A 26270-nucleotide genomic window follows, 5' to 3' on the forward strand; every position below is an offset into this window, starting at 1 on the left:
CCCTATCCCCACCGAGGACCGTGCACCGAGAATAAAAGGGTGACGGGAACTGTCACCTTTGGGTCCCATCGTGGAGGGATGGAACAGCACACGGACACCCACAACACGGACACCCACAACACGGACACCCACAACACGGACACTCGCAACACCCATCCCCTCACCGGTCGGATCGCGCTCGTGGCCGGGGCCACCCGCGGGGCCGGCCGGGCCCTCGCCGTCGAGCTCGGCCGGGCCGGGGCCACCGTCTACGTCACCGGCCGCACCACCCGGGAGCGGGTCAGCGAGGTCGGCCGGGCCACCGAGACCATCGAGGAGAGCGCGGAGCTGGTCACCGCGGCCGGCGGCACCGGAATCGCCGTCCCCACCGACCACCTGGACGAGGAGCAGGTGCGGGCCCTGGCGGAGCGGATCGACCGCGAGCACGGCCGGCTCGACATCCTCGTCAACGACCTGTGGGGCGGCGAACACCTCCTCGTCGCCTCCCTCTTCGGGAAGATGAAGAGCTGGGACACCCCCCTCGCCGACGGCCTGCGGATCCTGGATCTCGGGGTGCGCTCGCACGTGATCACCGCCGCGCTGCTCCTCCCGCTCCTGATCCGCTCCGAGGCCCCCCTGCACGTGGAGGTCACCGACGGCACCGCCGCCACCAACCGCCGCTACCGCGAGAACCTCTACTACGACCTCGCCAAGAACGCGCCCATCCGGATGGCCTTCGGACTGGGCGAGGAGATCGCCGAGTACGGCGGTACGGCCGTGGCCGTCAGCCCTGGCTTCCTGCGCTCGGAGCAGATGCTCGCCCACTTCGGGGTGACCGAGGAGAACTGGCGCGACGCGGTGGCCCAGGAGCCGGACTTCGCCATCGCCGAGTCCCCGTACTACCTGGCCCGCGGGGTCGCCGCGCTCGCCGCCGACCCGGACCGGGCCGCCCGCTGGAACGGCGGCTCCACCTCCAGCGGGGAACTCGCCCGGATCTACGGGATCCGGGACACGGACGGCAGCCGGCCGGACGCCTGGGCGTACTTCGAGGAGGTCCGGTTCGGCGGGAAGCCCGGTACCCCCGACGACTACCGCTGACCCACGCCCCCGGGACCGGTCCCGGCAACGGGTTCGGGTCCGGGCCCGTACAGGGCGGCCAGTGCCTGCGCGTGCTCGCGGAACCGCGCGCGCAGGCCCTCCGGGGCCAGCACCTCCACCTCCGCGCCCAGTTCGCTCAGCTGGGCGAAGGCCACGTCCTGGGATTCCACCGGCAGCCGGAGCGTCACGCGCCCGGCGGAGTCCGGCTCGGACGCCGATTCCATGGCCTCGGCGATCCCGGCCGAGTCCGCGACGGCGGGCAGCCGCCGCAGCCCGGGCCCGCTCAGCCGCAGGGTGACGGTAGTGCGCAGCAGGGCCCGGGCGAAGGCGGCGGAGTGCGCCCGCCAGTGCGCGGCGAGGTCGAAGGAGAGGTCGCGGACGAAGGGCCGGTCGCCGTCCGCTGCGGGGGAGAGGGCGGTGACCCGGTCGACGCGGTAGGTCCGCCAGGCGCCTACGTCGGGATCCCCGGTCCCGGTCCCGTTGTCTGCACCGGTCCCGGGCGCGGGCGGATCGCCCGGGACGCGGCCGACCACGTACCAGACACCGGCCTTCAGGACGAGGCCGTACGGTTCCAGCAGGCGGGTGACCGTACGCGGCGGAGCCCCGTCCCGGCCCGGCCGGGCGTAGGACAGCCGTACCGGCCGGTCCGCCCACACGGCGCGGGCCAGCTCCGGCAGCAGCTCGGGAGCGGAGGGTTCGCGGAACCAGGCCGGGGCGTCGAGGTGGAAGCGGTGCGCCGAGGACTCGGCGGCGGCGCGCAGTGAGGGCAGCAGGGTGGCCGTGAGTTTCAGCCGGGCCGTGTCCGCGGCGTCGGCGAGCCCGAGGTCGCGCAGGGCGGTGGGCAGGCCGGAGAGGTAGAGGGTCTCCGCCTCGGTGGGGCGGAGCGTGGTGAGGCGGGTCCGGTAGCCAGGGGCCAGGTGGTAGCCGCCGGTCCGGCCGCGTTCGGCGCGGACGGGCACGCCCGCGTCCTGGAGGGACTGGGCGTCCCGGATCACGGTCCGCTCCGACACCTCCAGCTCCCGGGCGAGGGCGGCGGCGGTCAGCCCCGGGCTCGACTGGATGAGCAGGGCCATACGGATCAGACGGGCGGCACGCATGCCCCCAGCATCCCGGACGGCCCCGGCCCCCGGGCGCGGGCGCCGGGGACCGGGGCGGTCGAGCGTGTCGAACGACGGGACCGGACGGGACGGCTCGGCGCGGGCGCCCCGACGGCTACGGCCTCAGGGGCCTTCGGCGCCCGCCTCAGGGCCGGTGGAAGCGGACCTCCGGATAGGCCGGGCCGGGGCCGTCCAGCAGGGGCCGGGGGAGGCCCCGAAGGTGCCGGTCGAAGAAGGCCGTGACATGGGCGCGGGTGACGGCCAGCGCCCGCCGGGCCGGGATCTCCCCGGCCGGCAGCCCGAAGTGCTCCTGGAGCACCGGTCCGTCGGAGAAGGAGAAGTGGTCGGAGCCGGCCACCGTCAGCCAGCGCTTCCAGCCGCCGAGCGCCGCCCAGGTGGTGTCCCAAGTGGTGTCCTCGCCGCCCGGCCGGTGCACCTCGTCGTCGGTGCCGAGCATCAGGAACGGGCGTCCGCCCAGCCCGCCGGACGGCAGCACGTCCCAGAAGGAGCCGTCCATGTTCACCCCGGCGTCGATCCGCCGGTCCGCGAGCATCGCCGTGGCCGCACTGGCCCCGCCGATCGAGTGCCCGGCCATGCCGATCCGGGAGCGGTCGATGGATCCGGCGTACTTCCAGGCGGCCCGGGGGCCCGTCAACCGGTCCAGGAGGAACCGGGTGTCCGCGCTGCGGGTGGCCGTCACCACCGTGCCGGACACACCTCCCTCGCCCACCGCCGTGCAGGCCGCGCAGGTGAGGACCCGGCCGCCCGGGAAGGCCGTTCCGGAGCTCTCGTAGGCGTGGTCGACGGAGGCGACGACATAGCCGCGCGAGGAGAGTTCCTCGGCGAGGGCGGTGAGGGTGAACCGCGGCACCCCGAACCCCGGGGAGAGCACCACCAGCGGATGCCGGCCGGGCGCGGGCCGGACGTCCGCGGCCCGGTGGGTACGGATCCCGGCCACCTGCCCGGCGGCCTCCGGGTCCGTCACGCCGACCTCGGCGACCAGCAGCCGGGCCTCCTCGGCGGTGGCGTACGGCACGGTCGGCGCCGGTGCGTGGCGTGCCGCCGGGTAGGTCATGGTGACCATCAGCTCGCGGCCGTCGGCGGTGGGCGTCCACGGGTCGGTCCGGGAACCGTCGACCAGGTGCAGCACCGAACTCCCCACCGCATACGGCCCGGTGGGCGCCGGCAGCCGCGGCCCGGCGGCCACCCCGGTGGACGCGGCGACGGCGGAGACGGCTGAAGCGGAAGCGGTGGTGGCAGAAGCGGTGGAGGCGGATGCGGTGGAGGCGGTGGTGGCCGCCGGTAAGGCGATCGCGGAGGCGAGTAGGGCGGCCGTGGCCGCCCGGGTCAGTTTGGACATGCCCAGAAGCTACGGTCCGCCCCCGCCCGCCGCGTCAGCCCCCGGGCGAACATCCAACCCCCCGCCGTACGCCGCGAGTCGCAAGCCGGCGTACCCCCTGGGTCGGGCACCCCGGCCGGCCGCCGGGCCGGCCGGGTGGCCGGCCCGGTGGGGGTCAGTTGGCCGGGACCTCGTCCCGGAAGGTGGTGCCGGCGCTGCGGAAGGCGTTCACCTTGGCCGTGACCTGGGCGGGGGTGAGGACCTGGTCCTTCACGTGCAGGACGTAGTCCACGCGCTGGTCGTAGGCCCGGGGCGCCGACCCCGGCTGGCCATTGAGGTCGATCAGCCACTGGTTGAAGTTGATGGACATGGGGCGCTCGGGCAGGTAGCGGGCGTCGTGGGTGCCGAAGTGCTGACCGTCCACGTAGTAGGTGATGGCGTGGTCGTCGATGGTCAGCACCAGGTCGTGCCAGCCGGCGTAGCTGGTGCGGACCTCGGAGTGCTGGTTGACGGCCTCCCAGGGGTCCGGGCGGTAGGTCTCCCAGGAGGTGGTGTAGAGGATGTTCGCCGGTTCGCCCCAGCCGCCGTTGGGGAGGTACTCGAAGTCGTACTCGGCGTAGTCGTCGGCCATCGGGGCCTTGAGGTCGTTGATGGTGAAGAAGGTCTGGACGAGGTGGTCGCCGTCCGGGCCGTACTTGGGGGCGTCGGAGAACTTCACCCGGGCCGCGTAGGTGCCGTTCTTGAACTTGGAGGCCTGGGTCAGGACTTCGGTGTGCCTGGTGCTCTCGCCGGTGCCCGCGGTGGAGGTCTCCAGGTTCATCACCGTGCTCCCGGACTCCTGGAGGAAGGTGACGTTCTGCGGGGCCCAGGTGGCGCCGGGGACGCCCGGTCCGCCCGCGTTGGAGCGGACGCTCCAGCCGTGCGCGGCGATCGCCGGGTCGGTGTGCGAGGTGTAGGAGAAGTCGTCGAACAGGGTGGCGCCCGAGGGGCCGGGGTCGGTCGGTGTCGGGGTGGGGCCGGTGGGCGTCGGTGTCGGGTCCGGGTCGGGGGTGTTGCCGCCGGGGGCGGTGCCCCACACCGTGGTCCCGGCCAGCTGGGCGGTCACCTTGGGGGAGTCCGCGTAGGAGGTGCGGGCGGCGTCGAAGGAGTAGTCGTCGGACTGGACGAGGGTCTGCCAGTCGGCCCGGTGGAAGCGCAGCTGCATGTCGCCGGTGTCCGCCCCGGGGGCGAGCGACCCGGCTCCGGCGGTGAACCCGATCTCCAGATAGCGGTCGGCGGTGGCGGTGGGGGTCGCCAGGGTGCCGAAGGTCCCGGTGATGTTGGCGCAGCCCTTGACCGCCCAGGAGCAGGCGAACCGGTACTGGACGGAGGGGCCGTCGGCCTTGAAGTAGTAGCGGATCCGGACCTGGCTCAGGGGCACGGCGGTGGTTCCGCTGTTGACCACCTTGAACCAGGGCTCGACCTGGTCCGCGGTGGCCCCGGCGGCACTGGTCCGGTACTGGACCTTCACGGAGTCGGCGGCCGCGCTGGCCGGCAGCGCGGTCAGGGCGGCCGAGCCGAGTCCCGCGGTGAGGGCGAGGGCCAGGACGGCGGCCGTCCGGCGGCTGGGGGTGCGCATGGGGCGTTCCTCTCGGGTGGGGGGATCACGGGAGTGCACGGGAGATCACGTGGATCGCGTGGACCACGTGGATCACGGGGTGAGGAGGCTGTGCGGTGCGTGGGCGCGCACGCCGAGGGCGGCGAGCCGGATCCGGTGCCGGTCGAGCCGGTCCCGGAAGTCGGGCCGGTCGCGGTGCGGGGACCAGGCGGTTTCCGCGAGGGCGCAGAGGCGGGGGAAGGCGAGGTATTCCAGCTGGGCGGGGGTGCTCGCGTACTCGGTCCACAGCTGGGCCTGGGTGCCGAGGACCCGGCGGGCGGCCTCCGGTTCCCAGTGGGCGGGTGCCGGGTCGTGGTCGTAGACGGTGTCGAGGTCGAGGACGCCGTCCTGGCCCGGGGGTTCGGCGGGATCGGTGGACTGCGGGTAGTCGAGGTAGGTGGAACGGTACGGGGTCATGATCACGTCATGGCCGCGGAGCGCCGCCCGGCGGCCGTGCTCGGCGTCCCGCCAGGCCAGCACCGTGAAATCGGTGGGGAGTTCGGCCCCGTTGTCGGTCCAGCCGAGGGGGCGCCGGCCGAGCGAGCGGAGGTGTGCGCCGACCCGGCCCATGAACCAGCCGTGCAGGGATCCGGTTTCCGGCAGCCCCTCGGCGGCGGCCCGGGCGCGGGCCGGGGGCGAGTCCGCCCATTCGGTCCGCGGGCATTCGTCGCCGCCGAGGTGGACGTAGGGGGAGGGGAACACGTCCGTGACCTCGTCCAGGACGGTGCGGCAGAAGGAGAGGGCCGCGTCGTGGACCCCGAGGATGTTCTCGCAGACCCCCCAGCGGGTCCAGGTGTCCAGCCGGGTGCCCGGCCGGTTGCCGAGGTGGGGGTAGGCGGCGAGGGCGGCCCGGGTGTGGCCCGGCATCTCGATCTCGGGGACCACCATGATCCCGCGCCGGGCGGCGTACGCCACCAGGCCGACGAGCTCGGCGCGTGTGTAACTGCCCTGGTGGGGCCTGCCGTCCCCCTCGCTCTCCCGGCGCCGCCCACCGATCTCGGTGAGCAGCGGATACGCGGGGACCGGCATCCGCCAGCCCTGGTCGTCCGTGAGGTGGAGGTGCAGCACATTGAGGTGGTGCAGGGCGAGCAGATCGACGAACCGTCGCAGATAGCCGATGGGTTGGAAGTGGCGGGCCACGTCCAGCATCGCGCCGCGCCAGGCGAACCGCGGCCGGTCGGTGATCCGTACGCAGGGCACGGACCATTCCGCGCGCCGGGCCGGTCCGGCCGCCAGCGCGGCGGGCGGCAGCAGCTGGCGCAGGGTCTGCACGGCGTGCAGCAGCCCGGCCGGGCGGGCCGCGCGGAGCACCACGGTGTCGGGGGTGACGGTCAGCGAGTAGCCCTCGTCGCCCAGCGGTCCGGGCGGTCCGGGCGGCCCGGGATCGGCGGGCGCGGGATCGGCGGGGTCGAGGAGCAGCCGGAGCCGGCCGTCGGAACGCGGTGGCAGCGGCAACCCCGTCGCCGGGGCGAGCAGTTCGCGCAGCAGTACGGCGGCGTCCTCGGCGCCCGGCCCGGCGTACAGGGCGGTGCCGGCGTCGAGGGTGAACCGGCCCGGCCGCCGGACGACGGATTCGGGGCGGGGGAGGAGCGCGAGCGTGGAGCGGCCGGTCATCCGGAGGTCCTCACCTGGTCGGCATGCGGACGGGACGGGACAGGACGGGGGTGCGGGCGGAGTGGACCTGACCAATTGGCAAGGTGGTCAGGTCGGTGGCAAGAAGGTGACATGCCTCGGTCAGGCCGTCAACCCCGTCCGCACAGCGGAAGTTCCGTCCGGACCTCGCGGGAACCGGCGCCGAATGCTTAGATGCACATGACCAGTTGGACAGACGTCCTGATGAGAGGAGGCCGGGCCGTGCCCAAGGACCTCGCCGTGCCGGGTTCCGTGCTCAAGCGGGAACGGGTCCGCGAGCACCTCCTCGGTCTGATCGACCTCAGACGGCCGGGGGACGCGATCCCCTCCGAACGCACCCTGTGCGCCGAGCTGGAGGTCTCCCGCCCCACCCTGCGGGCGGCGGTGGACGAACTCGTCGCCACCGGACTGCTCGTACGCGAACACGGACGCGGGATGTTCGTCGCCCCCGACAAGATCACCCAGGAGCTGGCCTCCGAGGAGACGCCGTTCGCCGTCCGCCAGGCGTCCGGCCACTGGTCCAGCAGGGTGCTGGAGCACTCGACCGTCCCGGCCGGAGCCCGGATCGGGCGCCGGCTGCGCATCTCGCCGAGCGCGGGACTGCTCTACGTGGCCCGGCTCCGCCTGGTCGACGGCGCCCCGATGGCCATCGAGCACCTGCACATCCCGGCGGACCTGGTGCCCGCCCTGTCACCGGCCGAGCTGGAGGTGGGCGATCTGTACGAGCACCTGCGCGACCACCACGGGGTCTACGTGCACGAGGCCCAGCAGTCCATCGAGCCGACCGTGGTCAACGAGGCGGAGGCCGGGCTGCTGGACGTCCCGCTGCTGTCGCCCGCCCTGCTGATCGAGCGGCTGACCACCGACTCCACGGGCCGCCCGGTGGAGTACGTGCACTCCGTCTACCGCGGCGACCGCTACCGGATCGTCTCCCGGCTGGCGCTCGGGTCGGTGCCCGGGGTGCGGGCGGCCGGACACCATCCGGGGATCCCGCCCGGCGACCTGGGCCGCCGGGGCATCATCACCTCCACCACCTCCGGGGACATCCACACCAGCGCCTGATCCCCGCCGGTGGGTTCACGCTTCAGCGGTGCCGCCGGGTCCACCGGGCGATACCGCGACGGGCGGCGCGCCCGGCCCCGAAACCGGCCGAGGCGGCGGCCACCGGCGCGGGCGCCGGACCCGCCGCGCCCGCCGGTGCCGTCACCGGTGCCGTTGCCGGGGCGGCCACCGGGCCGGCGGCCGGGGACGCCGCCGGAGTGCGGCGGGTCCAGCGGTGCCACCAGTGGCGGCGCCGCGGGTGGACGGCCCGTCCCATCCGGCGGCCCAGCAGCAGATATCCGAGCAGGGCGCCCGTGGTGTTGAGGATGACGTCGTCCACGTCGAAGGCCCGCCCGCTGACCAGGGCGCCCTGGACCAGCTCCACCAGGGTCATCACCACCGCGGTCGGCACCGCCACCCGCAGCAGGCCCCGGGTCTGCGGCAGCAGCACCGGCAGCAGGATGCCGAAGGGCACGCCGAGCAGCAGGTTGCCGCCGAGCTGCTTGGCCGCGTCCCGGACCGAGTTCCCGTCGAGATAGGCGTTGATGGAGGCGCCGGGGGTGACGTTGCTGTGCACCAGGTCCACCGAGGCCGCCGAGGGTTCCAGGGTGACCCGGGCCAGCGCGATGCTGAACGCCACCGTTCCCACGAACGCGGCGAGCATCGCGAGCGCCCGCAGGAACGGCCCCACCGGCGGGCGCCCGGGCTCCGCGGGGTCGGCCACCCGCACCCGGCCCGCGGGCTCCACGGGTGCCACCGGCGCCACGGGGCTCGCGGGCTCCGAGGTCCGCACCGGCCCGGAGGTCTTCGCGGTCTCCGCCGCCTCCGCGGCCTTCACGCTGCCGGCCGCCTCCGCCTCCTCGGCCGGCCGCGCGGGCTTCGCCGACCGCAGAGCCCGCAACGCCTTCGCCGCCCTGCCGGTGGTCCCGGCCGCCTTCTCCGCCTTCGCGTGCTGCACGGTGTCTGTGGTGCCTACGGTGCCTGCGGGGTCCGCGGGGTTCGTCCGGGCCATCGGTCACTCCTTCTCGCGCCTGCTCGCGCCGCTCGGATCCTGGCGGCGCGTGTACCCCGGTACAGGCCTTCCACGCGCCGCCGTCCGGCACGGGTAGTGACCATGGACTGACGGGGCATCCGACAGGCATGGACACCCAAGAGCAAGAGACGGCGCCCGCCGCCGCACCGGATCCCGCACCGCGCCGGCGGGGCCGGCGCCGGGCCGCCCAGATCGCCGTCGCCCTGGTGACGGTCCTCGTGCTGCTCCTGCTGGCCGGCCGGTTCCTCGCCCTGCCCGGCCTGGGCGACCTCTTCGGCAGCACCACCCAGGACCGCACCGGACCCGCCGTGCTGAAGTCGCTGCGCGACATGAGCCGTTTCGAGGGCGCGGCCGGCGACTACCAGGTGGTCGTGGACCTGGAGCGGGACGCCAAGCTGCTCCCCGACGCCATCCGGGGGACCCGCACCCTCTACGTGGGCGCCGGTTCGGTGTCCGCGTACGTGGACCTGGGCGGGCTCGACGACCGGGCGGTGACGGTCAACGCCGACCGGACCGAGGCGGTCCTGAGGCTCCCGCACGCGGTGCTCGGCAGCCCGGCCCTGGACGCGGAGCGCTCGTACGCCGTCTCCAAGCAGCGCGGTCTGCTGGACCGGCTCGGCGACCTGTTCTCCGACAACCCGGCCGGCGAACAGGCGGTCCAGAAGCTCGCCGTGAAACGGATCGCCGACGCCGCCAAGGACGGCGGGCTCACCCAGCGCGCCGAGCGCAACACCGCCTCCGTCCTGGAGGGCCTGCTGAAGTCCCTCGGTTTTGACCGGGTGACGGTCACCTACGCCTGAGGCCGGAGGGCGCCGGGGCGCGGCATCAGCGTGGCGTAGAGGGCGGCCGACACGAGCATGCCGGCGGGCAGCGAGAGGTCGAGGCCGTCCAGGGCCCGGGCCACCGGTCCGGTGTAGACGCTGTTGACGCACAGGGCGGCCGCGAGGCTTCCGGCCGTCAGGGCCGCCGCCCCGGCCGGGTTGACGCCGCCGGTGTACCAGTACGCGCTCGCGCGGCTCTCGTCCGCGAGCGCGGCACCGTCGTAGCGGTTGCGGCGGAGCAGCAGATCGGTGGCGTAGACGGCGGTGGCCGGGCCGAGCACGATGACGGTCAGCTGGAGGACGGTGCCGACGGTGTCGAGGAAGTCGGAGACCAGCAGGGCGTACAGGGTGAGGGCGACGGCGGCGGCCCCGTCGATGAGCACGCTCAGGGAGCGGCGGACGCGGACCCCGACCGCCTGGAGCGCCAGCCCCGCGCTGTAGGCGGTCAAGGCGTTGATGGCGATGGTGCCGAGCACGAGGGAGAGCAGGAACACCGGGCCGAACCAGCCGGGCAGCAGCCCCTGGAGCGCGTGCTGCGGATCCGTCATGTCGACCGCGGTCGCCGCGAGGGCGCCCAGCGAGCAGACCAGCACGCTGGGCAGGAAGCCGCCCAGCGCGGTCCAGCCCGCGACGGCCCGGGGAGAGGTGTCGCGGGGCAGGTAGCGGGAGAAGTCGGCACTGGTGGTGTACGACAGCGGGCCCGCGGCGATCAGGCCGACGCCGGCGGTCATGGTCGCCCAGAGCGCGGTGCCGTGGAGCGGGACGCCGGGGGAGTACGAGAGGTCGGCGTGCCGCAGCACTCCCACGGCGAGGACCGCGAAGACGGCGGTGAGGGCCAGGGTGATCGGCAGGTACAGCCGGACGATCATGGCGTGTCCGAACACGCTGATGGTCAGGGTGAGTCCGGCGATCGCGACGACCAGGGCGGTCTTGGCCGCGCTGCCGGTCGGCAGGCCGGCCCGCTCGAACAGGGCGACGGCGGCGGCCGAGGCGGCGGCCAGGTTGAGCGCGAAGTAGCAGACGGAGACGGTCCAGCCGAGGAGCGCGTTGTTCACCCGGTTGCCGAGCACCCCGTACATGGTGCGGGTGATCACCTCGCTCGGTGCGCCGGCGGCCGGGCCGGAGACGGCGAGCAGCCCGGTGAGCCCCCAGAACAGGTTCCCCGCGACGATCACGGCGAGGGCCTGCGCCAGGCCGAGGCCCATCAGGACCAGGGCCGCGCCGATCACCAGGCTCAGGTAGTTGACGTTGGCCGCGGCCCAGACGGCGAAGAGTTCGCGGGGGCGGCCGTGGCGTTCCCCGTCGGGGATCGGATCGATGCCGTGGCGCTCGATGCGGGCCGGTCCGCCGGCGTCCGCCGGGGTGCTCGGTTCGTGAAACGCGGAAGCCATGTCCAGCCCCTCCAGGTGGTGGGCGTACCCGCCTGCTTGCTTATTGGTCGCACACTCAATAGCATTCGGGGTATGTCGTCAAGCACCCAGCGCAAGCGGATCCGCAAGTCACCGGCCGACCGTCGGGCGGAGATCGTCGGGGCCGCCGCCGCGGTCGCCCTGACCGAGGGGCTCGAATGCATCACCCTGCGGCACATCGCCGAGCTGCTTGAGGTCCGGCCCGGACTGGTCAGCCACTACTTCCCGGCGGTGGAGGACCTCGTCGCCGAGGCCTTCGGCACCGCGGCCACCGCCGAACTCGACCGGCTCCTCCCGGCCGACCGGGACGGGAACACCCCACTGCGCCACCTCGCGCGGTTCTTCGCCGCCGCGACGGGCCCGGCGTACGACGACATCAGCCGCCTCTGGATCAACGCACGGCACCTCAGCCGCTACCGGCCGGTGCTCCGCGAGCGGGTGCGGGAACAGGAGGCCGCCTGGCGCGGCCGGCTGACCGCACTGATCGGGGACGGTGTCGGGGCGGGGGAGTTCCGGACGGCGGACCCCCACACGACCGCCGTCCACATCCTGGTGGTCCTCGACGGCCTGGCCGCCCACGCCAACACCACCACGGACGCCCGCCCCGCCCTCCTCACCGACCTGCCCCGCACCACCGCCGAACGCGAACTCGCCCTCGCCCCGCTCGCATTGGCCCTGCCCTGACCGGTCCCACGGTCCCCACCGAACGTCCCCGACGGCCCCCCGCCGGGCCGTTCACCCGTCACCCGCCACCCGCCCAGGGAGTCCTCGTGCGCACCGATCTCGTCCTCCTGTCCGGCCGTCTGCTCGACCCGGCCGGCGGGGGCTTCCTGCCCGAGACCGCCATGGCCCTGGCCGGCGGCCGGATCTCCGCGCTGGGTGAGGACCGGGAGATCCGCGCGCTCGCGGACCCCGCGACCACCGTCATCGACCTCAAGGGCGCCGTGGTCACCCCCGGACTGACCGACGGACACCTCCACCCGGTGTCCGGCGCCGAACTGACCCACGGCCTGGACCTGTCCGGCTGCACCGACCTGCACCGGCTGCGCGAGACCCTGGCCGGTGCGGTCGCCGCGCTGCCGCCCGGCGGCTGGCTGCACGGCTGGGGCCTGGACCCGAACGCCTTCGGCGGACTGCCGGTCGGCACCGCCGCCCTCGGACCCGTACTGGACGGAGTCCCCGCACTCCTCCAGCTCTTCGACGCCCACTCGATGCTGGCCAGCCCGCGCGCCCTCGAACTCGCCGGAGTCGACGGCCCCCGCAGCTTCGCCCAGGCCGCCGAGATCGTGTGCGACGAGACCGGCCGGCCCACCGGGATGCTGCTGGAGGACGCCGCCTGCGAACTCGTCGAACGCGCCGCCCCGCAGCCCACGCACGCCGAACGCCGCGCCCGGCTCGCCACCGCCCTCCGGGCCATGGCGGCGGCCGGACTCACCGGCGGCCACGCCATGGACGCCAACGGCGACTCCCTCGCCCTCTACGCGGAACTCGAAGCAGCCGGCGAACTCCCGCTCCGGCTCCGCGTCGCCCCCTGGTGCCAGCCCGGAACCGACGAGGAGGCGCTGCGCGCACTCATCGGACAGCAGGGCACCGGCGGCGACCTCTGGCAGGTCCGGGGCGTCAAGCTCTTCATGGACGGCACCATCGACAACGGGACGGCCTGGCTGGAACACCCCGACTGCCACGGCGAGTCCACCCACGCCTTCTGGCCCGACCCGGAGGACTACGCCCGGGTCGTCGCCGCACTCCACCGCGCGGGCGTGCCCACCGCCACCCACGCCATCGGGGACGCCGCCGTACGGCACGCCCTGGACTCGATCGCCCGCGCCGCCCGGCAGGGCCACGACGGCGGAGCCGGACCGGGCACGGGCATCGGCACGGGCACCGGCACGGACACCCGCACCGGCACAGGCATCGGCAACGGCATGGGAACCGGCCGGGCGCCCAGGCACCGGATCGAGCACATCGAGACCGTCCCGGACGACACCCTGGCCCGGTTCGCCGGACTCGGCGTCGTGGCCTCCATGCAGCCCACCCACTGCTGCGACTACACCCGCGCCGACCACACCGACAACTGGTCGGTCCGGCTGGGCGAGGAACGCGCCGCCCGGGCCTGGCGCTGCCGGGACCTCTGGGACGCCGGAGCCACCGTGGTCCTCGGCTCGGACTGGCCCATCGCCCCGTACCAGCCGCTGGGCGTGATGGCCGGGGCCCGCCACCGCCGCCCCGGCCGGGACCTCACCCAGCCCCCGCACGGCCCCGAGCAGGCACTGACCGGCCTCGAAGCCCTCCAGGGCATGACCCTCAACCCGGCCCGCGCGGCGGGTGAGGAGCTCCTCGCCGGCCGGCTCGCGGTGGGCCGGCGAGCCGACCTCACGGTCTTCGCGGACAGCCCGGTCACCACCGCGGCCACCGACCTGCCCGACCTCCCGGTCCTGCTCACCGTGCTGGCCGGCCGCCCCACCCACCGCGCCCCGCAGCTGTGACCGCGGCGGGGCCGGTCCGCACCCACCGCGCCCCGCAACGGTGACCGCGGCGGGATCAGTCCCCGCCGCCACCCCCGCCCCCGCTGCTGCTCCCGCCGCCGCTGCTGCTCCCGCCGCCGCAGGAGGAGCCCCCACCGCAGGAGGAACCCCCGCCGCAGAAGAAGCCGCTGCTGCCGGAGCTGCTGCCGTGACGGGAACCGCCGCCCCACCCGCCGCTGTCCCGGTGCTTCCTCTTGGCGTCGGAGGAGCCGATCGAACTGACGGTGCCGATGCAGAACGCCAGCAGTGTGATGAAGCCAGCGACCGCGAAGAACGTCATGGTGTCCCCCCGAACAGTCCGGATCACGCGTGTGCCGTGCGCCGCGTGTGCCGAAACGATGCCCGTCAGGCGGAGCCGGGCCAACCACACTTGAGCAACTCCAGAGCTTGGGAAGCGGAGGGCCCGACTCAGCGCTCCACCGGGCGCTCCACCGGCCGCCCCGCCGACAGGTCCAGGCGCTCCCCCGGGAAGGACTCCCGGAGCACACGGTCATGGCTGACCAGCACGATCGCGCCCGGATAGTGCGACAGCGCCTCCTGGAACTCCTCGGTCAGCGCGGGCGCGAGGTGGTTCGTCGGCTCGTCCAGCACCAGCAGACCGGTGGGCCGGGACACCAGCCGGCCCAGCTCGATCCGCCGGAGCTGGCCCGCCGACAGCCCGGCCGCCGGGAGCGGCAGGTCCGCCGCCCGGAACAGGCCCATGGCCAGCAGCTCCTCCGCGTACTCCCGGGGGTCGCCGGGGCGGCCGGCCGCGTAGGCGGCCAGCAGGGTGGTCCCCGGAGCGGCGGGCAGCGGCACCGGATCCTGGGGCAGATAGCCGACCGGCGCCCGGACCAGGACCCGGCCCGCGTCGGCCCGCCGCACCCCCGCCAGCAGACGCAGCAGGGTCGTCTTGCCGGCCCCGTTGGGCCCCGACACCAGCAGCCGGCCGCCCGCCGGCACCCTGAGCGAAGGCACCCGCAGCCGATCCCCGACCACCGCGCCCGCCACCTCGACCACGTACGGGGCCGGAGCCTCGACCGCGTACGGGCCCGGCGCCCCGGCCGGGGCGGTGCGCGGTGGGTCCGCCGGGCAGGTGCGCGGCACCGCCGTGAACCGGAGCGGCTCCGCGGGGGCGGGCACCGGATGGGCCCGCAGGTGTTCCAGCCGGGCCCGGGCCGCCCGGACCCGGCCCGACAGCTTGGCCTCGGAGGACCGCCGGTGCTTCCCGAAGCCCTGCCGCGGATCGCTCCCGGTGCCCGCGAGACGGCCGCCCGCCGACTCCACCAGCGCCTCGGCGCGGGCCGTCTCCTCCCGCCACTCCCGGTGCTCCTGGGCCAGCCGGCGCCGTTCGGCCGCGCGGGCGGCCAGGTAGCCGTCCCAGCCGTCGCCGTAACGGCGTACGGACCGGGTGTCCGCGTCCACCTCCAACACCGTGGCGGCGAACTCCCGCAGGAACGCCCGGTCGTGGCTGACCACCAGCGCCGTGCCCCGGTGGTGGTCCAGCCGTCGGCGCAGCCAGTCGACGGCCGCGGCGTCGAGGTGGTTCGTGGGCTCGTCCAGGAGGAGCAGTTCGGCGCCCGCGCACAGCGTGCCGGCCAGGGCCAGCCGGGAGCGTTCGCCGCCCGACAGGGTGCCCAGGGGCCGCTCCCGGGCGATCCCGCCGATCCCGAGCCCGTCGAGGGCGGCGGCGACCCGGGCGTCCGCCTCGTACCCGCCGCGGTCGGCGAAGGCCTCGGCCAGCCGCCCGTAGCGGGTGAGCTCCTCCTCCGTCGCACCGCCGAGACCCTCCTCGGCCTCCCTCAGCGCGCGCTCCAGCGCGCGCAGTTCTGTGAGGTCGGCGTCGATGGCGTCCTGGACGGTGGCCGTGGGCGGAAGCCCGGAGGTCTGGGCGAGATGGGCGGTGCCGCCCGGCGCGTGGAGGGTGATCTCCCCCTCGTCGGGGGTGTCCAGACCGGCGAGCAGACGGACCAGGGTGGACTTGCCGGATCCGTTCTCCCCGACGACCGCGACCCGTTCGCCGGGCCGGACGGTGAACGAGACCCGGTCCAGGACGGGACGGACCCCGAAGGCCTTGGACAGCCCGCGGACCGCGAGCTGCGACCGGGACCGGGACCGGGACGATTGGGGTGACGGGTGCTGAGGGGCGCGCACGCGCATGGCTCTGACTTCCCTGACAGGAGGCGGCGGCCGGCCCGGACTGTGGGGCCGTGGGCCGCGAGGGGCACGGGACACGTCGTGGGAACGCGCGGCGTCACGGGAGGACCCGGACCCGGTGCGTCACCCGCTCCCGGCGATCAGAGGAAGAAATGGAAACTGCCCATACCCCCACCGTAACCCGCGTCCCCGCTCCCGGTCACCGGGTTTCCGGGCCCGCCGTCACCGCGTTCCACGGCACCGTCACGGACGGGTACCAGCCCCGGGAGGACCCGCGGAACGACGGCCGACCCGAGCACCCGCCCCGTCCGGCGCCGACTCACCCGTTCACTCCTTGGTGCCCGTGACGATGAGGAACGGCGGGTGGAGGGTCTCGGCCGGGGCCGGGCCCGGCAGCAGCGAGGAGTTGGCGAGCACGGGCTCCCGCACGGTCAGGTCGGTGAACCCCGCCCCGGCGAGCACGTCGACGTAGGTCTGGCGGGGCCAGTGGCGGACGAGGAGTTGAAGGGCCGGGCGGCCGTCCGGCTGGTCCAGCAGGATCCGGCGGTGGTCGCCCGGACGGTAGAGGCGGCCGGGTTCGCCGTTGCGGAATCCGGCGAAGCGGATGCCGGTGGTGATCGGGTTGGTGTCCAGTACGGCGTAGCGGGCGCCGGGCCGCAGGACCCGGTGGACCGCGGCCGCGATCCGGTGCAGCAGGGGCAGTTCGGGGACGTTCACGAAGAGGTGGCAGGACAGGGCCGCGTCCATCGAATCGGCTTCGAGGAAGGGGAGTTCGCCGAGGTCCTCGGCCCGCCGGTAGTCGATGCGGGGGTGCGGGCGGCGGCTGCGGGCGATCTCCAGCGCGGCGGCTGACGGCTCGGTCGCCACCACACGGGTCTCCTCGCAGAGTGCCACGATCCTGGCGGCGGCCTTGCCGGGACCGCAGCCGTGGTCGAGGACGCTGCGGACGGCCGGCGTGCCGATGCCCAGGGCCCGGAAGGCGGCGGGGTGGCCGAGCACCCGCTCCGAGATGTCGTCATGGGCCTCGTAGGCCTCATAAGCCTCGTATGCCTCGTACGCCTCGGGTGCGTTGAGGTCCTCGGCCGTGGTGTGGCGGGGGGCACTGGTCGTCATCGGGTGGCACCTTTCCGGCCGCGACGGGGGTGGGTTCCGTTGTTGTCACGCGCCGTCGCCGATGATCCACTTCCGGCGGCCGGGCCGCCGCCGCCCCGCACCGCCCCGCCGGATCGCCGAATCCCCCCGAAGGCCGCCATCCACACAGGTCAGGGCGGTGTGCGGGGCCTTCCGGCCGATCGGTCGACCTGCTCCGAACCGCCGACTCCCTCCGCAGATCGGGTGAACGCCGAAGCGGCCCCGACCTCCCTCTCAACGGTCCGTCAGACCCAGCAGATCGGCGGTGAACTCGGCGGTCAGCCGGTGCCAGCGGCCGGCGTCGCGGAGCATCGCGTGGGCGCCGCCGGACATCGGAACGCCCGTCGCGCGGGCCCCGGCCTGCCGCGCCCGCGCCAGGTACGCCCAGGTGGCCGCGGCACTGGTGACCCGGTCCCGTTCGTCGTGCAGCGCGATCACCGTACGGTCGCGGAGGTGCGCGACGGGCTCTCCCGGCGGGCACCAGGGGGCCAGGGCGACCACGCCCCGCACCTGGGGGTCGGCGGCGGCGCGGAGGGCGGCGCGGGCACCCATCGAATGCCCGACGAGGACGACGGGCACCCCGCCGGCGAGCTCCCGCAGCTCCGCTAGGGCCCGCCGGGCGTCCTCGACCGGATGGGCATGGTCGCCGTTCCAGCCGCGGTGGCGGTAGCGGACGTGCGCGACCAGGACCCCGTCGTCCTCGGTGTGCCGCAGGATGGCGCGGGCGAAGGGCCGCATCCGCAGGCCGGGCAGGTTCGCCCGGGTCGGGGGCCCGGTCGCCTCGGCCCGGCCCCCGTGCAGCAGCAGGACCGCGGCCGAGGCGGTGTGCGGCGGCCGGTGCCGGCGGACGGGATCGAGGGCGGGCGGGAGTCCGGTGATGCCGGTGCTGACGGTGTCGTCGTCCTGCGCGTCCACGCTCATCCGGAGCTCCTTCGGTGACCGCGGTGGATGGGTGAGGGGGAGGCCGGCGGCCCGGACCCCTCAGATGGGGGGCAGGGGCAGGACCAGCAGCGGATCGGTGGTCGGTCGGGAGGAGCCGCCGGCCGGCTCCAGGGTGAGGCCGACCCCGTTCGCCCCGGCGGTGTCGCCCGACAGGATGACCGTACCGTCCCCGCGGACGAGTCCGGCGGGCTGCATGGTCCCGTCGTGGTCCAGCCACAGCTGATAGGTGCGGCCCGGGCCCGCCGCGGGCATCCCGCTGGCGATGAACACCACCTTGCCCAACTGCTTGGAGGCAACCACCGTGGTCGTCGCCCCGTTCCCGGCCCGCCCGTGCACCGGACGGGCGTCCGGGGCCGCGAGCACGGCGCTCAGCTCGTCCAGCCGCTGCTCGCTCAGCGCGGCACGGCGTACCGCCTCCTGGCCCTCCTGGTGCTGCCATACGGCGACACCGCCCAGGGTCACGGCGGCGGCCAGACTGGCGGCGACGGCGAACCCCGCCGCCCGGCGACGCCCCGCCGACCGCCAGGACACCGGCGCACCGGCCACCGTGGCCAGCCGGGGAGGAAGCTGCCGGACCCCGTCCAGCCGGGCCATCACCTGCCCCTTCACGGCCGCGGGCGGCTGCAGCGCGGTGGCCCCGGCCAGTCGGGCGGCCGTGGCCTGGAACTCGGCGGTCTCCGCCCGGCAGGCCTCGCAGCCGGCCAGGTGCGCGGCGAACAGCTCGCGCTCCTGCCCGTCCAGGGCATTGAGGGCGTAGGCGGCGGCGAGGGCGTGCGGATCGTCGGCGTGCTGCTGCTTCATGCGGTCACCCCCATGCAGTCGCGCAGCCGGATCAGCCCGTCGCGCATACGGGTCTTCACGGTCGGGAGCGGGACGTGCAGGGCCGCGGCGACCTCGGGGTAGTTCAGGCCCCCGTAGTAGGCCAGGGTCACCGCCTGGCGCTGGAGCTCGGTCAGACCGCGCAGACAGCGGCGCACCTGCTCGCTCTCCAGCCGGGTCTCCACCTGCTCGGTGACCTCGTCGAAGGGCCGCTGGCCCTCGCGGGCCGCGGAGGCGTGCTCCCGGTCGGTGGCGGCCTGCGCGGAACGCACCCGGTCCACGGCCCGGCGGTGGGCGATGGTCGCGGCCCAGGTCCGGACGCTGCCGGCGGCCGACCGGTAGCGGGCCGCCTGCCGCCACAGGTCGATCATCACCTCCTGGGTCACCTCCTCGGACTGGGAACGGTCCCGGACCACCTTCAGGACGATCCCGTAGACCAGGGGCGCGAGGGCGTCGTAGAGCCCGGAGAAGGCCCGCTTGTCCCCGTGGGCGACCCGGTCCATCAGCGCCGCCAGGTCCTCTCCCGTCCCGGGCGCGGGAGCCCCGCCGAAGGGCACGGGGTGACTCATCGGCCGCCCTCCGGCCGGGCCGACGACCTGGAGCAGCGGTCGGCCGCGGCCGGCCGGGAGGGGGATGTCCATCGCATGGCTGTCCTTCGCTGTCACGGTGACCAGGCCCGCCGCCCCGGGCGGTGCCGGACACGATCCGGGGAGTGCGTCTACTGGGGGTTCGTAGCGGACGCACGTACGGATGGGCACGCCCATCACCCCCGTGTCCCCCGGTACCCCCCCCTTCGGTCCAACCACGCTGGCCCCTGGCCCCGTGCCCCGCCAGGGGCTGGGCCTGCGCCCCGGCCCTGCCGATGGGCCCGGCCAGTGGCGCTCGGGCTCGGCCGGCGTCTGGACTCGTGGCTGCCGCCGGCCCGCACGGGGTCGGGGTTCGGCCGAGGTGTTCGGACGCCGCCGTCGCTGTCGGGTGCTCTGGGGACCGGCTGGGCCCCGGATCTGGTGCCGCCCGACCCCCGGGCTCGGCGTCAACCGGTGGGTGGATGTCATCTGATCGGGTGACTGACCCATCCGGGCCGGGGCGAGCGCCGAATGACCCATGTGAGCATCCTCCGTGAGCGCCTCGACCGGGAGACCGCCGGCCTCGTGTCCGGACCGCCGTCCGGGCGCGGCGACGCCGGCGCGGCGGTGGCGTACGACGTGACGCCGTCGCGGCCGCGGTCGCGCGAGTTCGTGCTCCGGAGTTTCGGCGAGCGCGGTACGGCCGGGCTTCGGACCGGTGGTCCCACCGACACCGGTACCGCCGTGCTCGCCGCGCCTGTCTTCCAACTGTCCTGTTCTGCAACGCATTTGGCACCTGGTCGGCATGTCCAGGTCTTTATCGAGGAGAAGTTCCCGTCATGAGCAACGCCCTGAAGTTCCGCCGTACCGCCGTTGCCGTCGCCGCCGCGGCCGTTCTGCCCTTCGCCCTCGCCGCCTGCTCCTCGGACTCGGGCAGCTCCGAGGACACCGCCGCCTCCGCCTCCGCCGACCCCTCGGGTGGTTCCATGAACCAGGCGCCCACCGCGAGCAGTGACGCGGCCATGGGCGACGCCCCGTTCGGCCCGGCCTGTGCCGGCGTACCGAAGGACGGCGCGGGCTCCTTCGACGGCATGGCCAAGGACCCGGTCGCCACGGCCGCTTCCAACAACCCGGCGCTGTCCACCCTGGTCGCCGCGGTCAAGCAGGCCGGCCTCGTCGACACCCTGAACAACGCCAAGGACATCACGGTCTTCGCGCCGACCAACGACGCCTTCGCGAAGATCCCGAAGGCCGACCTCGACAAGGTCCTCGCCGACAAGGCCATGCTGACCAAGATCCTCACCTACCACGTGGTCGGCGAGCGGCTCACCCCCGCGCAGCTGGAGAAGGGCAACTTCGAGACCCTGGAGAAGGGCATGGTCACCACCTCCGGCTCCGGCGAGTCCTACAAGGTGAACGACTCGTCGAACGTGGTCTGCGGCAACGTCAAGACCGCCAACGCCAACGTGTACATCGTGGACACCGTCCTCATGCCGAAGTAGCCCCGTAGGCCATAGGTCATAGGCCATAGGCCGTACGAACGCCGCACCGCCCCCGCGCCCGCCGAAAGGCCCGCACGGGGGCGGCGCCCTGCCCGGCCAGCGGGCCCGCCGGTCACAGACACTCCCCGCCGCCCGTGACACCACTCGAACATCCTGACCGACAACCACGCCTGGCAGGCGGAGCCGGTGCACGGCTTCACCGGCAATCTGTCCGGCGACCCGGAGTGCGCGGCGGACGGTGTACGGGCGCAGGCCGAGGGGTCGACCTGCTGTCCACGCTCTGCACCGCCGAGGTTGGAGGCCGTACGCCGGGACCGTACGCTCATCGACCGGGCGTTCGCGGAGACCCTCCGCCACACCCCGCCCGTGCACATGATCATGCGTCAGGCCGCCACCGACGTCCCGCTCAGCGGGGAAACGGTCCCGGCCGGGGCCGTGGTCACCTCTCTGATCGGGGCGGCCAACCGGGACCCCGGGCGCCACGAGGACCCGGACCGGTTCGACCTCTTCCGCGAGGACCTGACGGCGGCCACCGCCTTCTCCGCCGCCGCCGACCACCAGGCGTTCGCCCTCGGCCGGCACTTCTGCGTCGGCGCGCTGCTGGCCAAGGCGGAGGTGGAGATCGCCACGAACCAGTTGCTCGACGCGATGCCGGACCTCCGGCCGTCGGCGCGAGCGGGGGCCGAGAACGGTGTTATCGTCCCCTGGCCTCGTCTTCACGGGCCGTGAACGAGGGGACCGTGCATGCGCGTGGTGGTGGCAGGACCGGGTGACAGCGGGCTGTTCGGCCGTACCCAGGCGCTCGGCCCGGAGGCGCTCCGGGCCGGACTGCTGGACCTGGCGGCCCAGCTGCTGGCCGCCGAAGGGCCGGCCGCGCTGACCATGCGGCGGATCGCGACAGCCGCCGGATGCTCGACCACCGTGCTGTACCGGCAGTTCGGGGCCAAGGACGGCATCGCCGAGGCCCTCTACCTGGAGGGCTTCGACCGGCTCCGACGCCGGCTGGAGGCGGTCCCCGCGGACGGCCCGCCGGCCGAGCGGCTCGCCGCGCTCGGCCGGGCGTACCGCGAGAACGCCCTGGCCGAACGCAACCTGTACCAGGTCATGTTCGCCCGCCTCATCCCCGGTTTCACCCCCACCGACCGGGCCCGCGAGGCCGCCGCCGCCGGCCTCGGCGCACTGCGGGAGGCCGTACGGGGCTGCGCCGACGCCGGAGCGTTCCGCGAGGGCGCCGACCCCGACGAGGTGACCGACGCCATCTGGGCGGCCGCCCACGGGGCGATCAGCCTGGAGCTCGGCGGCCACCTCGACGAGGCGACCGCGGAACACCGCTACCGGTCCGTCACCACGGCCGTGGTCGCGGCCTTCCTGCGCACCGGGTCATGAAGCGGGCGGACGGGGGCAAGGGCGCCAGGGGGAGAGCCTCCCCGGTACGGCCGGCGCGACGCACGTCCGCCGGCCGCCGCGAACAGGAAGGAAGACCTCCGTGACGCAGGCCGAGGAGTCGGTCGAGGTGGGCGTCCCCGTGCGCGCCGCCTACGAGCAGTGGACCCGGTTCGAGACGTTCCCGCACTTCATGGAGGGAGTGACCCGGATCGACCAGCGCACCGAGACGATGACCCACTGGGTGGCCGATGTCGACGGTGTGGAGCGGGAGTTCGAGGCGGAGATCACCGAGCAGATCCCCGACGAACGGATCGCCTGGACGGCGCTGGGCGGCGAGGTCGGGCATGCCGGCGCCGTCACCTTCCACCCCTTGGACGAGTCGAGGACCCGGGTGGCCCTCCGACTCGACACCGGGCAGACGGACCAGGAGTCCGGCTTCGCCCGACTCAGGATCGCCGCCGACCTGAACCGCTTCAAGGAGTACATGGAGAGCCGGGGCGGGGGCGGCGGTTCCGCCGGTGAGGACTGGCGCGAAGAGCTCTGAGAGCCCTGAGTGCTCTGAGAGCACTGACCGTATCGACCGAGACCGTTTCGGGGGTGGACCCCGAAACGGTCTCGGCGAAACGGTCTCGACCAGCTCGACTGGTGCTCGACCAACTCGACTAGTGGGTGCCGTGGTCCGGCAGCAGGGGAGTGATCCTGGCGGCGTGCAGGGTGAGCCGCTCGATGCGCGTCTCGTGGTTCGCCGCGGTCGTACTGGCACCGTGCAGGCCCGCCGGTCCGGCCTCGGCCAGCTCCCAGGTCGTGATCACTTCCCGGCCGGTGGCGTCCGTCTCCTCGATGGTCACGGGGAGCGGACGGTCGGGTTCCTCGGCGAGGGCCCAGGCGGCCGCCTTCGGCGTATCGGTCAGCACGCATCCGGTGAGGGTCACCGTGAGCTGCTGGCCGGGCAGGCCGCCGTCTCCCTGGGGCCCGAGCCCCTGGGCTTCCTCACAGGTGAAGCGTTCTCCTTCGACGGTGGCGCGGAACTGTGCGGGGCGGTTCATGGTGAAGTCGTCCATGGCACCCGCCTGCCCGCGCCCCGGCCCCCTATGCGGGACCGCTTCCCGCCTGATCGAGAGGCCGTACGCGGGTGATTGCGGGTGGGGGAACCGGGCAGACGCGCCCCCGACGGCGCCCGCCGTCGCCCGCTTCCGTCCCCCACCCGACCGCCGTCCCCGACCCCCGTCCCCGATCCCGTCCCGTCGAAGGAGAGGCCGTCGTGCCCAGTACCCCCGAGCCGGAGCTCCCCGCCCCCGTACCGGAGAATCCCCATGCGGTCACCCCGGACCTGCCGCCGCGCGGCCCGGCCGCTCCCGACATCACGGCCGGCCCGGCCGAGGAGGACCCGGCCGAGGAGGATCCGCCCCGGGCCGATGAGACCGATGCCGATACCGATACCGATACCGACGCCCGTGCCGCCGGTGATCAGGACGGCGGGACCGCCACTCCCGAGCCGCAGGAACCCACCGACTGAGTCCGTCGCGCGAGGTCAGCCGGCCCGGGCCGGGGTGCGGGCGACGGGGTGGAGGGCGGCGTACTCCAGGGGGGCCGAGGGGTCGATGGACACGTCGAGGCGGGCGGGCTCGGCGCCGGCCCGTACCAGGAGGTCGCCGACGGCGGCGATCATCGCCCCGTTGTCGGTGCACAGGGTCATCGCCGGTACCCGCAGTTCCACCCCGGCGGCCGCGCACCGCTCCTCGGCCAGCGCCCGGACCCGAGAGTTCGCGGCCACCCCGCCGACGACGACCAGGGTCCGTACCCCGTACTCGGCGCAGGCGGCCAGTGCCTTGCGGGTCAGCACGTCGGCGACGGCCTCCTGGAGGGAGGCGGCGCCGTCCGCCAAGGGGATCTCCTCGCCGTGGAGCCGGTGCTGCTCCGCCCAGCGGGCGGCGGCCGTCTTGAGCCCCGAGAAGGAGAACGCGTACGGGGCGTCCCCGGGGCGGGCGAGCGGCCGGGGGAAGGCCACGGCGCGGCGGTCGCCGCCCCGCGCCGCACGGTCGATCGCGGGGCCTCCCGGGTAGGGGAGCCCGAAGACCCGGGCCACCTTGTCGAAGCACTCCCCGGCGGCGTCGTCGACGGTGTCGCCGAGGTGGAGGATCGGATCGCGGACGAGATCGCGCACCAGCAGCAGCGAGGTGTGCCCGCCGGAGACGATCAGCACCACGCACGGGTCGGGCAGCGGCCCGTGCTCCAGGGTGTCGGCGGCCACGTGTCCGGCCAGGTGGTGCACCCCGTAGAGCGGTACTCCGGCGGCGTAGGCCAGGGTCTTGGCGCCGGCCAGACCGACCTGGAGCGCACCGGAGAGGCCGGGGCCGGTGGTGACCGCGACGGCATCGATGTCCGAGATCCGCAGACCCGCCCGGTCCAGGGCCTCGCGGACCACGGGGTCGAAGGAGTGCAGGTGGGCGCGGGCCGCGATCTCCGGCACGACGCCGCCGAACCGGGCGTGCTCGTCCATGCTCGACGCGACCACATGGGCGAGCAGCCGCCCGCCCGACACGATCCCGGCCCCGGTCTCGTCACACGAGGACTCGATGCCCAGCACCACGGGAGACCCCACCACGACCTCTTTCGCATACATCCAGCAGTTGCAAACTATGTGCAACAAGATACGGCTTCTTCCCGGGTTCCGGCGCCGGGCCCCTCCGTCGGCGTACCCTCCCGGAATGGAACGCGCTGAGGTCCTCAAGCGAGTCATCGGCATCCTCACGGAGGCACAGGAGATCCGCCGGGCGGCGGAGGCCGGGGAGGAGGACGACGGCCCCGATCTCGAATCGAGGGTGGTCACCCAGCTGTTGAACGAGATGCTGCCCTCGATCAGGGTCCCCGCCGACGCCACGCCCCAGGAAGTGGCGCATGTGGTCGCCACCGCGCTGGGACCCGCCCTGCAGACCATGGTGGCCGGCTTCAGCCTGGCCTTCACCAGCCTCGCCATGGAACACGACAGCGGACGCACCGGCACCAGCTCCGTCGAGGTCCTCCGGACCCTGGCCCTCCAGGTGGAGGCGGGCTACTTCGACGGATCCCCCTGAGCCCCCGGAAGCTGCGAACCCCGCGCGAGCCGTTCGGCCAGACGCCCGAGCTCCTCGGCGTCCAGGACCCGGCCGCCGAACCCCGGCAGCGGTACGTGCAGGGGCGCCGTCCACGCCTCGGGCACGGCCGCACGCCCGTACACCGCCCCGGCCAGTGCCCCGGTCACCGCCGCGACGGTATCGGTGTCCCCGCCCAGGTCCACGGCCGCCCGAACGGCCCCCGCGAACGTGCCGGTGGTCCGCAGCGCCCACACCGCCGAGCCGAGGCAGGGCCAGACGGCCCCGTTGAACTCGGTGGCCAGGTCCGGGTGCCAGTCGGCGGCCAGCATCCGGGCGTACCGTGCGCGATGAGCCGGGTGCACGGCCTCCAGCGTGCCCGGCAGGGCCGCCAGCGGGTCGTCCCCGTCGAGGGCCACCCGTACGAGCTCGTGCAGGACGGCGGTGCCCTCCCATGCGGCCCGGTCGCCGTGGGTGAGGGCCGCGATCCTCCGGGCGGCATCCATGGTCGCCGTCCGCCCGGCCGGGGCGAAGTACACCGCCGAGGTGGCCGCCCGCATCAGCGAACCGTTCCCCGCCGCCCGCGCGTTGACCTGGAAGTGCAGGGCGGCGGCCAGCTCCCAGCCCTCCCCGTTGGTGAGTACGTCCTCCGTCTGGAGTCCGATGTCCTTCGGGCCGGCCGCGGCCCACCGCTGGAACCTGGCGAAGATGTCGGCGAGTTCGAGCCCGCCGTGTTCCAGCAGGGACTCGCCGACCAGGACCGCCATCTGGGTGTCGTCGGTGGCCTCGCCGGGATCCCAGCCGCCACCGGCGCCCATCTCCACTCCCCGGGCGCTCAGTTGACCCGCGAGGCCGAACTCGTACGGGGCGCCGAGGGCGTCCCCGGCTGCGGAGCCGACCACCGCCCCGACGGCGCGATCGAGTCGGGTGGTCTGTCCGGTCCGTGGGGCCTTCACCGGGCCAGACTAGCCGGAGCGGACCCTCAGGGCCGGCGGGCGGGGGCCCTAGGGGTTGTCCTCCAGGCGGGGGGCGGAAGTCTCGGGGGTGGTCTCGTCGGTGCAGAGGATTCGCCGGCCGGGCTTGATCAACAGGATGGTGGCTGTCCCG

General features: G+C 74.4%; 26 protein-coding genes and 1 pseudogene. 12 read left to right on the top strand and 15 right to left on the bottom strand.

From position 1 onward, the window contains the following. Positions 1 to 78 precede the first annotated feature (78 nt). Positions 79 to 1077 (top strand): SDR family oxidoreductase, encoded by a 999-nt coding sequence (locus ACZ50K_RS29225; RefSeq protein WP_468908369.1) that lies wholly within the window; start codon positions 79 to 81, stop codon positions 1075 to 1077. Here ACZ50K_RS29225 and ACZ50K_RS29230 read toward each other — a convergent pair. The 4 genes from ACZ50K_RS29230 to ACZ50K_RS29245 all read right to left on the bottom strand — a co-directional run bounded on the left by ACZ50K_RS29230 (position 1068) and on the right by ACZ50K_RS29245 (position 6763). Continuing rightward, positions 1068 to 2174: a helix-turn-helix transcriptional regulator gene (locus tag ACZ50K_RS29230; protein ID WP_468908371.1), complete on the bottom strand. Its 1107-nt coding sequence runs from the start codon at positions 2172 to 2174 to the stop codon at positions 1068 to 1070. The two genes, ACZ50K_RS29225 and ACZ50K_RS29230, sit on opposite strands and share 10 nt — an antisense overlap. Positions 2175 to 2319: 145 nt before the next feature. Further along, a complete protein-coding gene (locus tag ACZ50K_RS29235; protein ID WP_468908373.1) occupies positions 2320 to 3534 on the bottom strand; it encodes an alpha/beta hydrolase family protein in 1215 nt (404 codons plus the stop codon). Between the two features lie 154 nt (positions 3535 to 3688). Next, entirely contained in the window at positions 3689 to 5131 is a 1443-nt protein-coding gene (locus tag ACZ50K_RS29240; protein WP_468908375.1) for a cellulose binding domain-containing protein, read from the bottom strand. 72 nt (positions 5132 to 5203) lie between these two features. Further along, positions 5204 to 6763: a beta-N-acetylhexosaminidase gene (locus tag ACZ50K_RS29245; RefSeq protein WP_468908377.1), complete on the bottom strand. Its 1560-nt coding sequence runs from the start codon at positions 6761 to 6763 to the stop codon at positions 5204 to 5206. A gap of 240 nt (positions 6764 to 7003) precedes the next feature. Here ACZ50K_RS29245 and ACZ50K_RS29250 point away from each other — a divergent pair, with 240 nt between their 5' ends. Beyond that, complete coding sequence (locus ACZ50K_RS29250; protein WP_468908379.1) at positions 7004 to 7843, top strand: GntR family transcriptional regulator; 840 nt, start codon at positions 7004 to 7006, stop codon at positions 7841 to 7843. 22 nt (positions 7844 to 7865) lie between these two features. On the opposite strand, the gene ACZ50K_RS29255 is transcribed toward ACZ50K_RS29250, so the two are convergent. Then, entirely contained in the window at positions 7866 to 8834 is a 969-nt protein-coding gene (locus ACZ50K_RS29255; RefSeq protein WP_468908381.1) for a VanZ family protein, read from the bottom strand. A gap of 128 nt (positions 8835 to 8962) precedes the next feature. Between ACZ50K_RS29255 and ACZ50K_RS29260 the strand changes: the two genes are divergently transcribed. Next, complete coding sequence (locus tag ACZ50K_RS29260; protein ID WP_468908383.1) at positions 8963 to 9655, top strand: DUF4230 domain-containing protein; 693 nt, start codon at positions 8963 to 8965, stop codon at positions 9653 to 9655. On the opposite strand, the gene ACZ50K_RS29265 is transcribed toward ACZ50K_RS29260, so the two are convergent. Beyond that, positions 9646 to 11067 (bottom strand): purine-cytosine permease family protein, encoded by a 1422-nt coding sequence (locus ACZ50K_RS29265; protein ID WP_468908385.1) that lies wholly within the window; start codon positions 11065 to 11067, stop codon positions 9646 to 9648. The two genes, ACZ50K_RS29260 and ACZ50K_RS29265, sit on opposite strands and share 10 nt — an antisense overlap. Positions 11068 to 11139: 72 nt before the next feature. On the opposite strand from ACZ50K_RS29265, the gene ACZ50K_RS29270 reads away from it, so the two are divergent. Together ACZ50K_RS29270 and ACZ50K_RS29275 are read left to right on the top strand one after the other, a co-directional pair. Next, complete coding sequence (locus ACZ50K_RS29270) at positions 11140 to 11769, top strand: TetR/AcrR family transcriptional regulator (RefSeq protein ID WP_468908386.1); 630 nt, start codon at positions 11140 to 11142, stop codon at positions 11767 to 11769. A gap of 86 nt (positions 11770 to 11855) precedes the next feature. Then, positions 11856 to 13571 (top strand): amidohydrolase, encoded by a 1716-nt coding sequence (locus tag ACZ50K_RS29275; RefSeq protein WP_468908388.1) that lies wholly within the window; start codon positions 11856 to 11858, stop codon positions 13569 to 13571. A 55-nt stretch (positions 13572 to 13626) separates the two neighbouring features. On the opposite strand, the gene ACZ50K_RS29280 is transcribed toward ACZ50K_RS29275, so the two are convergent. From ACZ50K_RS29280 to sigK, 6 genes are all read right to left on the bottom strand, one after another. After that, positions 13627 to 13890 carry a hypothetical protein gene (locus ACZ50K_RS29280; RefSeq protein WP_468908390.1) on the bottom strand — a complete coding sequence of 88 codons (264 nt, stop codon included), beginning with the start codon at positions 13888 to 13890 and terminating at the stop codon, positions 13627 to 13629. 128 nt (positions 13891 to 14018) lie between these two features. Then, entirely contained in the window at positions 14019 to 15749 is a 1731-nt protein-coding gene (locus ACZ50K_RS29285; protein WP_468908392.1) for an ABC-F family ATP-binding cassette domain-containing protein, read from the bottom strand. Between the two features lie 324 nt (positions 15750 to 16073). Continuing rightward, positions 16074 to 16859 (bottom strand): class I SAM-dependent methyltransferase, encoded by a 786-nt coding sequence (locus ACZ50K_RS29290; protein ID WP_468908393.1) that lies wholly within the window; start codon positions 16857 to 16859, stop codon positions 16074 to 16076. Between the two features lie 252 nt (positions 16860 to 17111). Then, positions 17112 to 17798, bottom strand: coding sequence for an alpha/beta hydrolase (locus tag ACZ50K_RS29295; protein WP_468908395.1), 687 nt, complete (start codon positions 17796 to 17798; stop codon positions 17112 to 17114). A gap of 60 nt (positions 17799 to 17858) precedes the next feature. Further along, positions 17859 to 18620, bottom strand: a complete 762-nt coding sequence (locus ACZ50K_RS29300; protein ID WP_468908397.1) for an anti-sigma factor — start codon at positions 18618 to 18620, stop codon at positions 17859 to 17861. Then, complete coding sequence (gene sigK / locus ACZ50K_RS29305) at positions 18617 to 19207, bottom strand: ECF RNA polymerase sigma factor SigK (protein ID WP_468908482.1); 591 nt, start codon at positions 19205 to 19207, stop codon at positions 18617 to 18619. Before sigK ends, ACZ50K_RS29300 begins: the two co-directional genes overlap by 4 nt. 528 nt (positions 19208 to 19735) lie before the next feature. Between sigK and ACZ50K_RS29310 the strand changes: the two genes are divergently transcribed. From ACZ50K_RS29310 to ACZ50K_RS29330, 5 genes and pseudogenes are all read left to right on the top strand, one after another. Continuing rightward, entirely contained in the window at positions 19736 to 20047 is a 312-nt protein-coding gene (locus ACZ50K_RS29310) for a hypothetical protein (protein ID WP_468908398.1), read from the top strand. Beyond that, positions 20044 to 20706, top strand: a complete 663-nt coding sequence (locus ACZ50K_RS29315) for a fasciclin domain-containing protein (protein ID WP_468908400.1) — start codon at positions 20044 to 20046, stop codon at positions 20704 to 20706. The genes ACZ50K_RS29310 and ACZ50K_RS29315 overlap by 4 nt, the downstream gene beginning before the upstream one ends. 285 nt (positions 20707 to 20991) lie before the next feature. Continuing rightward, positions 20992 to 21435: pseudogene (locus tag ACZ50K_RS29320) on the top strand (cytochrome P450); the annotation flags it as partial. 15 nt (positions 21436 to 21450) lie between these two features. Further along, on the top strand, positions 21451 to 22092 hold the full coding sequence (locus ACZ50K_RS29325) for a TetR/AcrR family transcriptional regulator (RefSeq protein WP_468908402.1): 642 nt from the start codon (positions 21451 to 21453) through the stop codon (positions 22090 to 22092). A gap of 100 nt (positions 22093 to 22192) precedes the next feature. Further along, complete coding sequence (locus ACZ50K_RS29330; protein WP_468908403.1) at positions 22193 to 22636, top strand: SRPBCC family protein; 444 nt, start codon at positions 22193 to 22195, stop codon at positions 22634 to 22636. Between the two features lie 118 nt (positions 22637 to 22754). Here ACZ50K_RS29330 and ACZ50K_RS29335 read toward each other — a convergent pair whose 3' ends face one another. Beyond that, positions 22755 to 23153 (bottom strand): hypothetical protein, encoded by a 399-nt coding sequence (locus ACZ50K_RS29335; protein WP_468908404.1) that lies wholly within the window; start codon positions 23151 to 23153, stop codon positions 22755 to 22757. Between the two features lie 200 nt (positions 23154 to 23353). Between ACZ50K_RS29335 and ACZ50K_RS29340 the strand changes: the two genes are divergently transcribed. After that, entirely contained in the window at positions 23354 to 23608 is a 255-nt protein-coding gene (locus tag ACZ50K_RS29340) for a hypothetical protein (protein WP_468908406.1), read from the top strand. 15 nt (positions 23609 to 23623) lie between these two features. Here ACZ50K_RS29340 and tsaD read toward each other — a convergent pair whose 3' ends face one another. Further along, a complete protein-coding gene (gene tsaD, locus ACZ50K_RS29345) occupies positions 23624 to 24682 on the bottom strand; it encodes a tRNA (adenosine(37)-N6)-threonylcarbamoyltransferase complex transferase subunit TsaD (RefSeq protein ID WP_468908484.1) in 1059 nt (352 codons plus the stop codon). A gap of 118 nt (positions 24683 to 24800) precedes the next feature. Between tsaD and ACZ50K_RS29350 the strand changes: the two genes are divergently transcribed. Then, positions 24801 to 25166: a hypothetical protein gene (locus tag ACZ50K_RS29350; protein WP_468908408.1), complete on the top strand. Its 366-nt coding sequence runs from the start codon at positions 24801 to 24803 to the stop codon at positions 25164 to 25166. Here ACZ50K_RS29350 and ACZ50K_RS29355 read toward each other — a convergent pair. Next, complete coding sequence (locus tag ACZ50K_RS29355; RefSeq protein WP_468908409.1) at positions 25145 to 26119, bottom strand: ADP-ribosylglycohydrolase family protein; 975 nt, start codon at positions 26117 to 26119, stop codon at positions 25145 to 25147. The two genes, ACZ50K_RS29350 and ACZ50K_RS29355, sit on opposite strands and share 22 nt — an antisense overlap. Positions 26120 to 26270: the final 151 nt, after the last annotated feature.

The organism is Streptomyces sp. NPDC033845 (assembly GCF_055576225.1).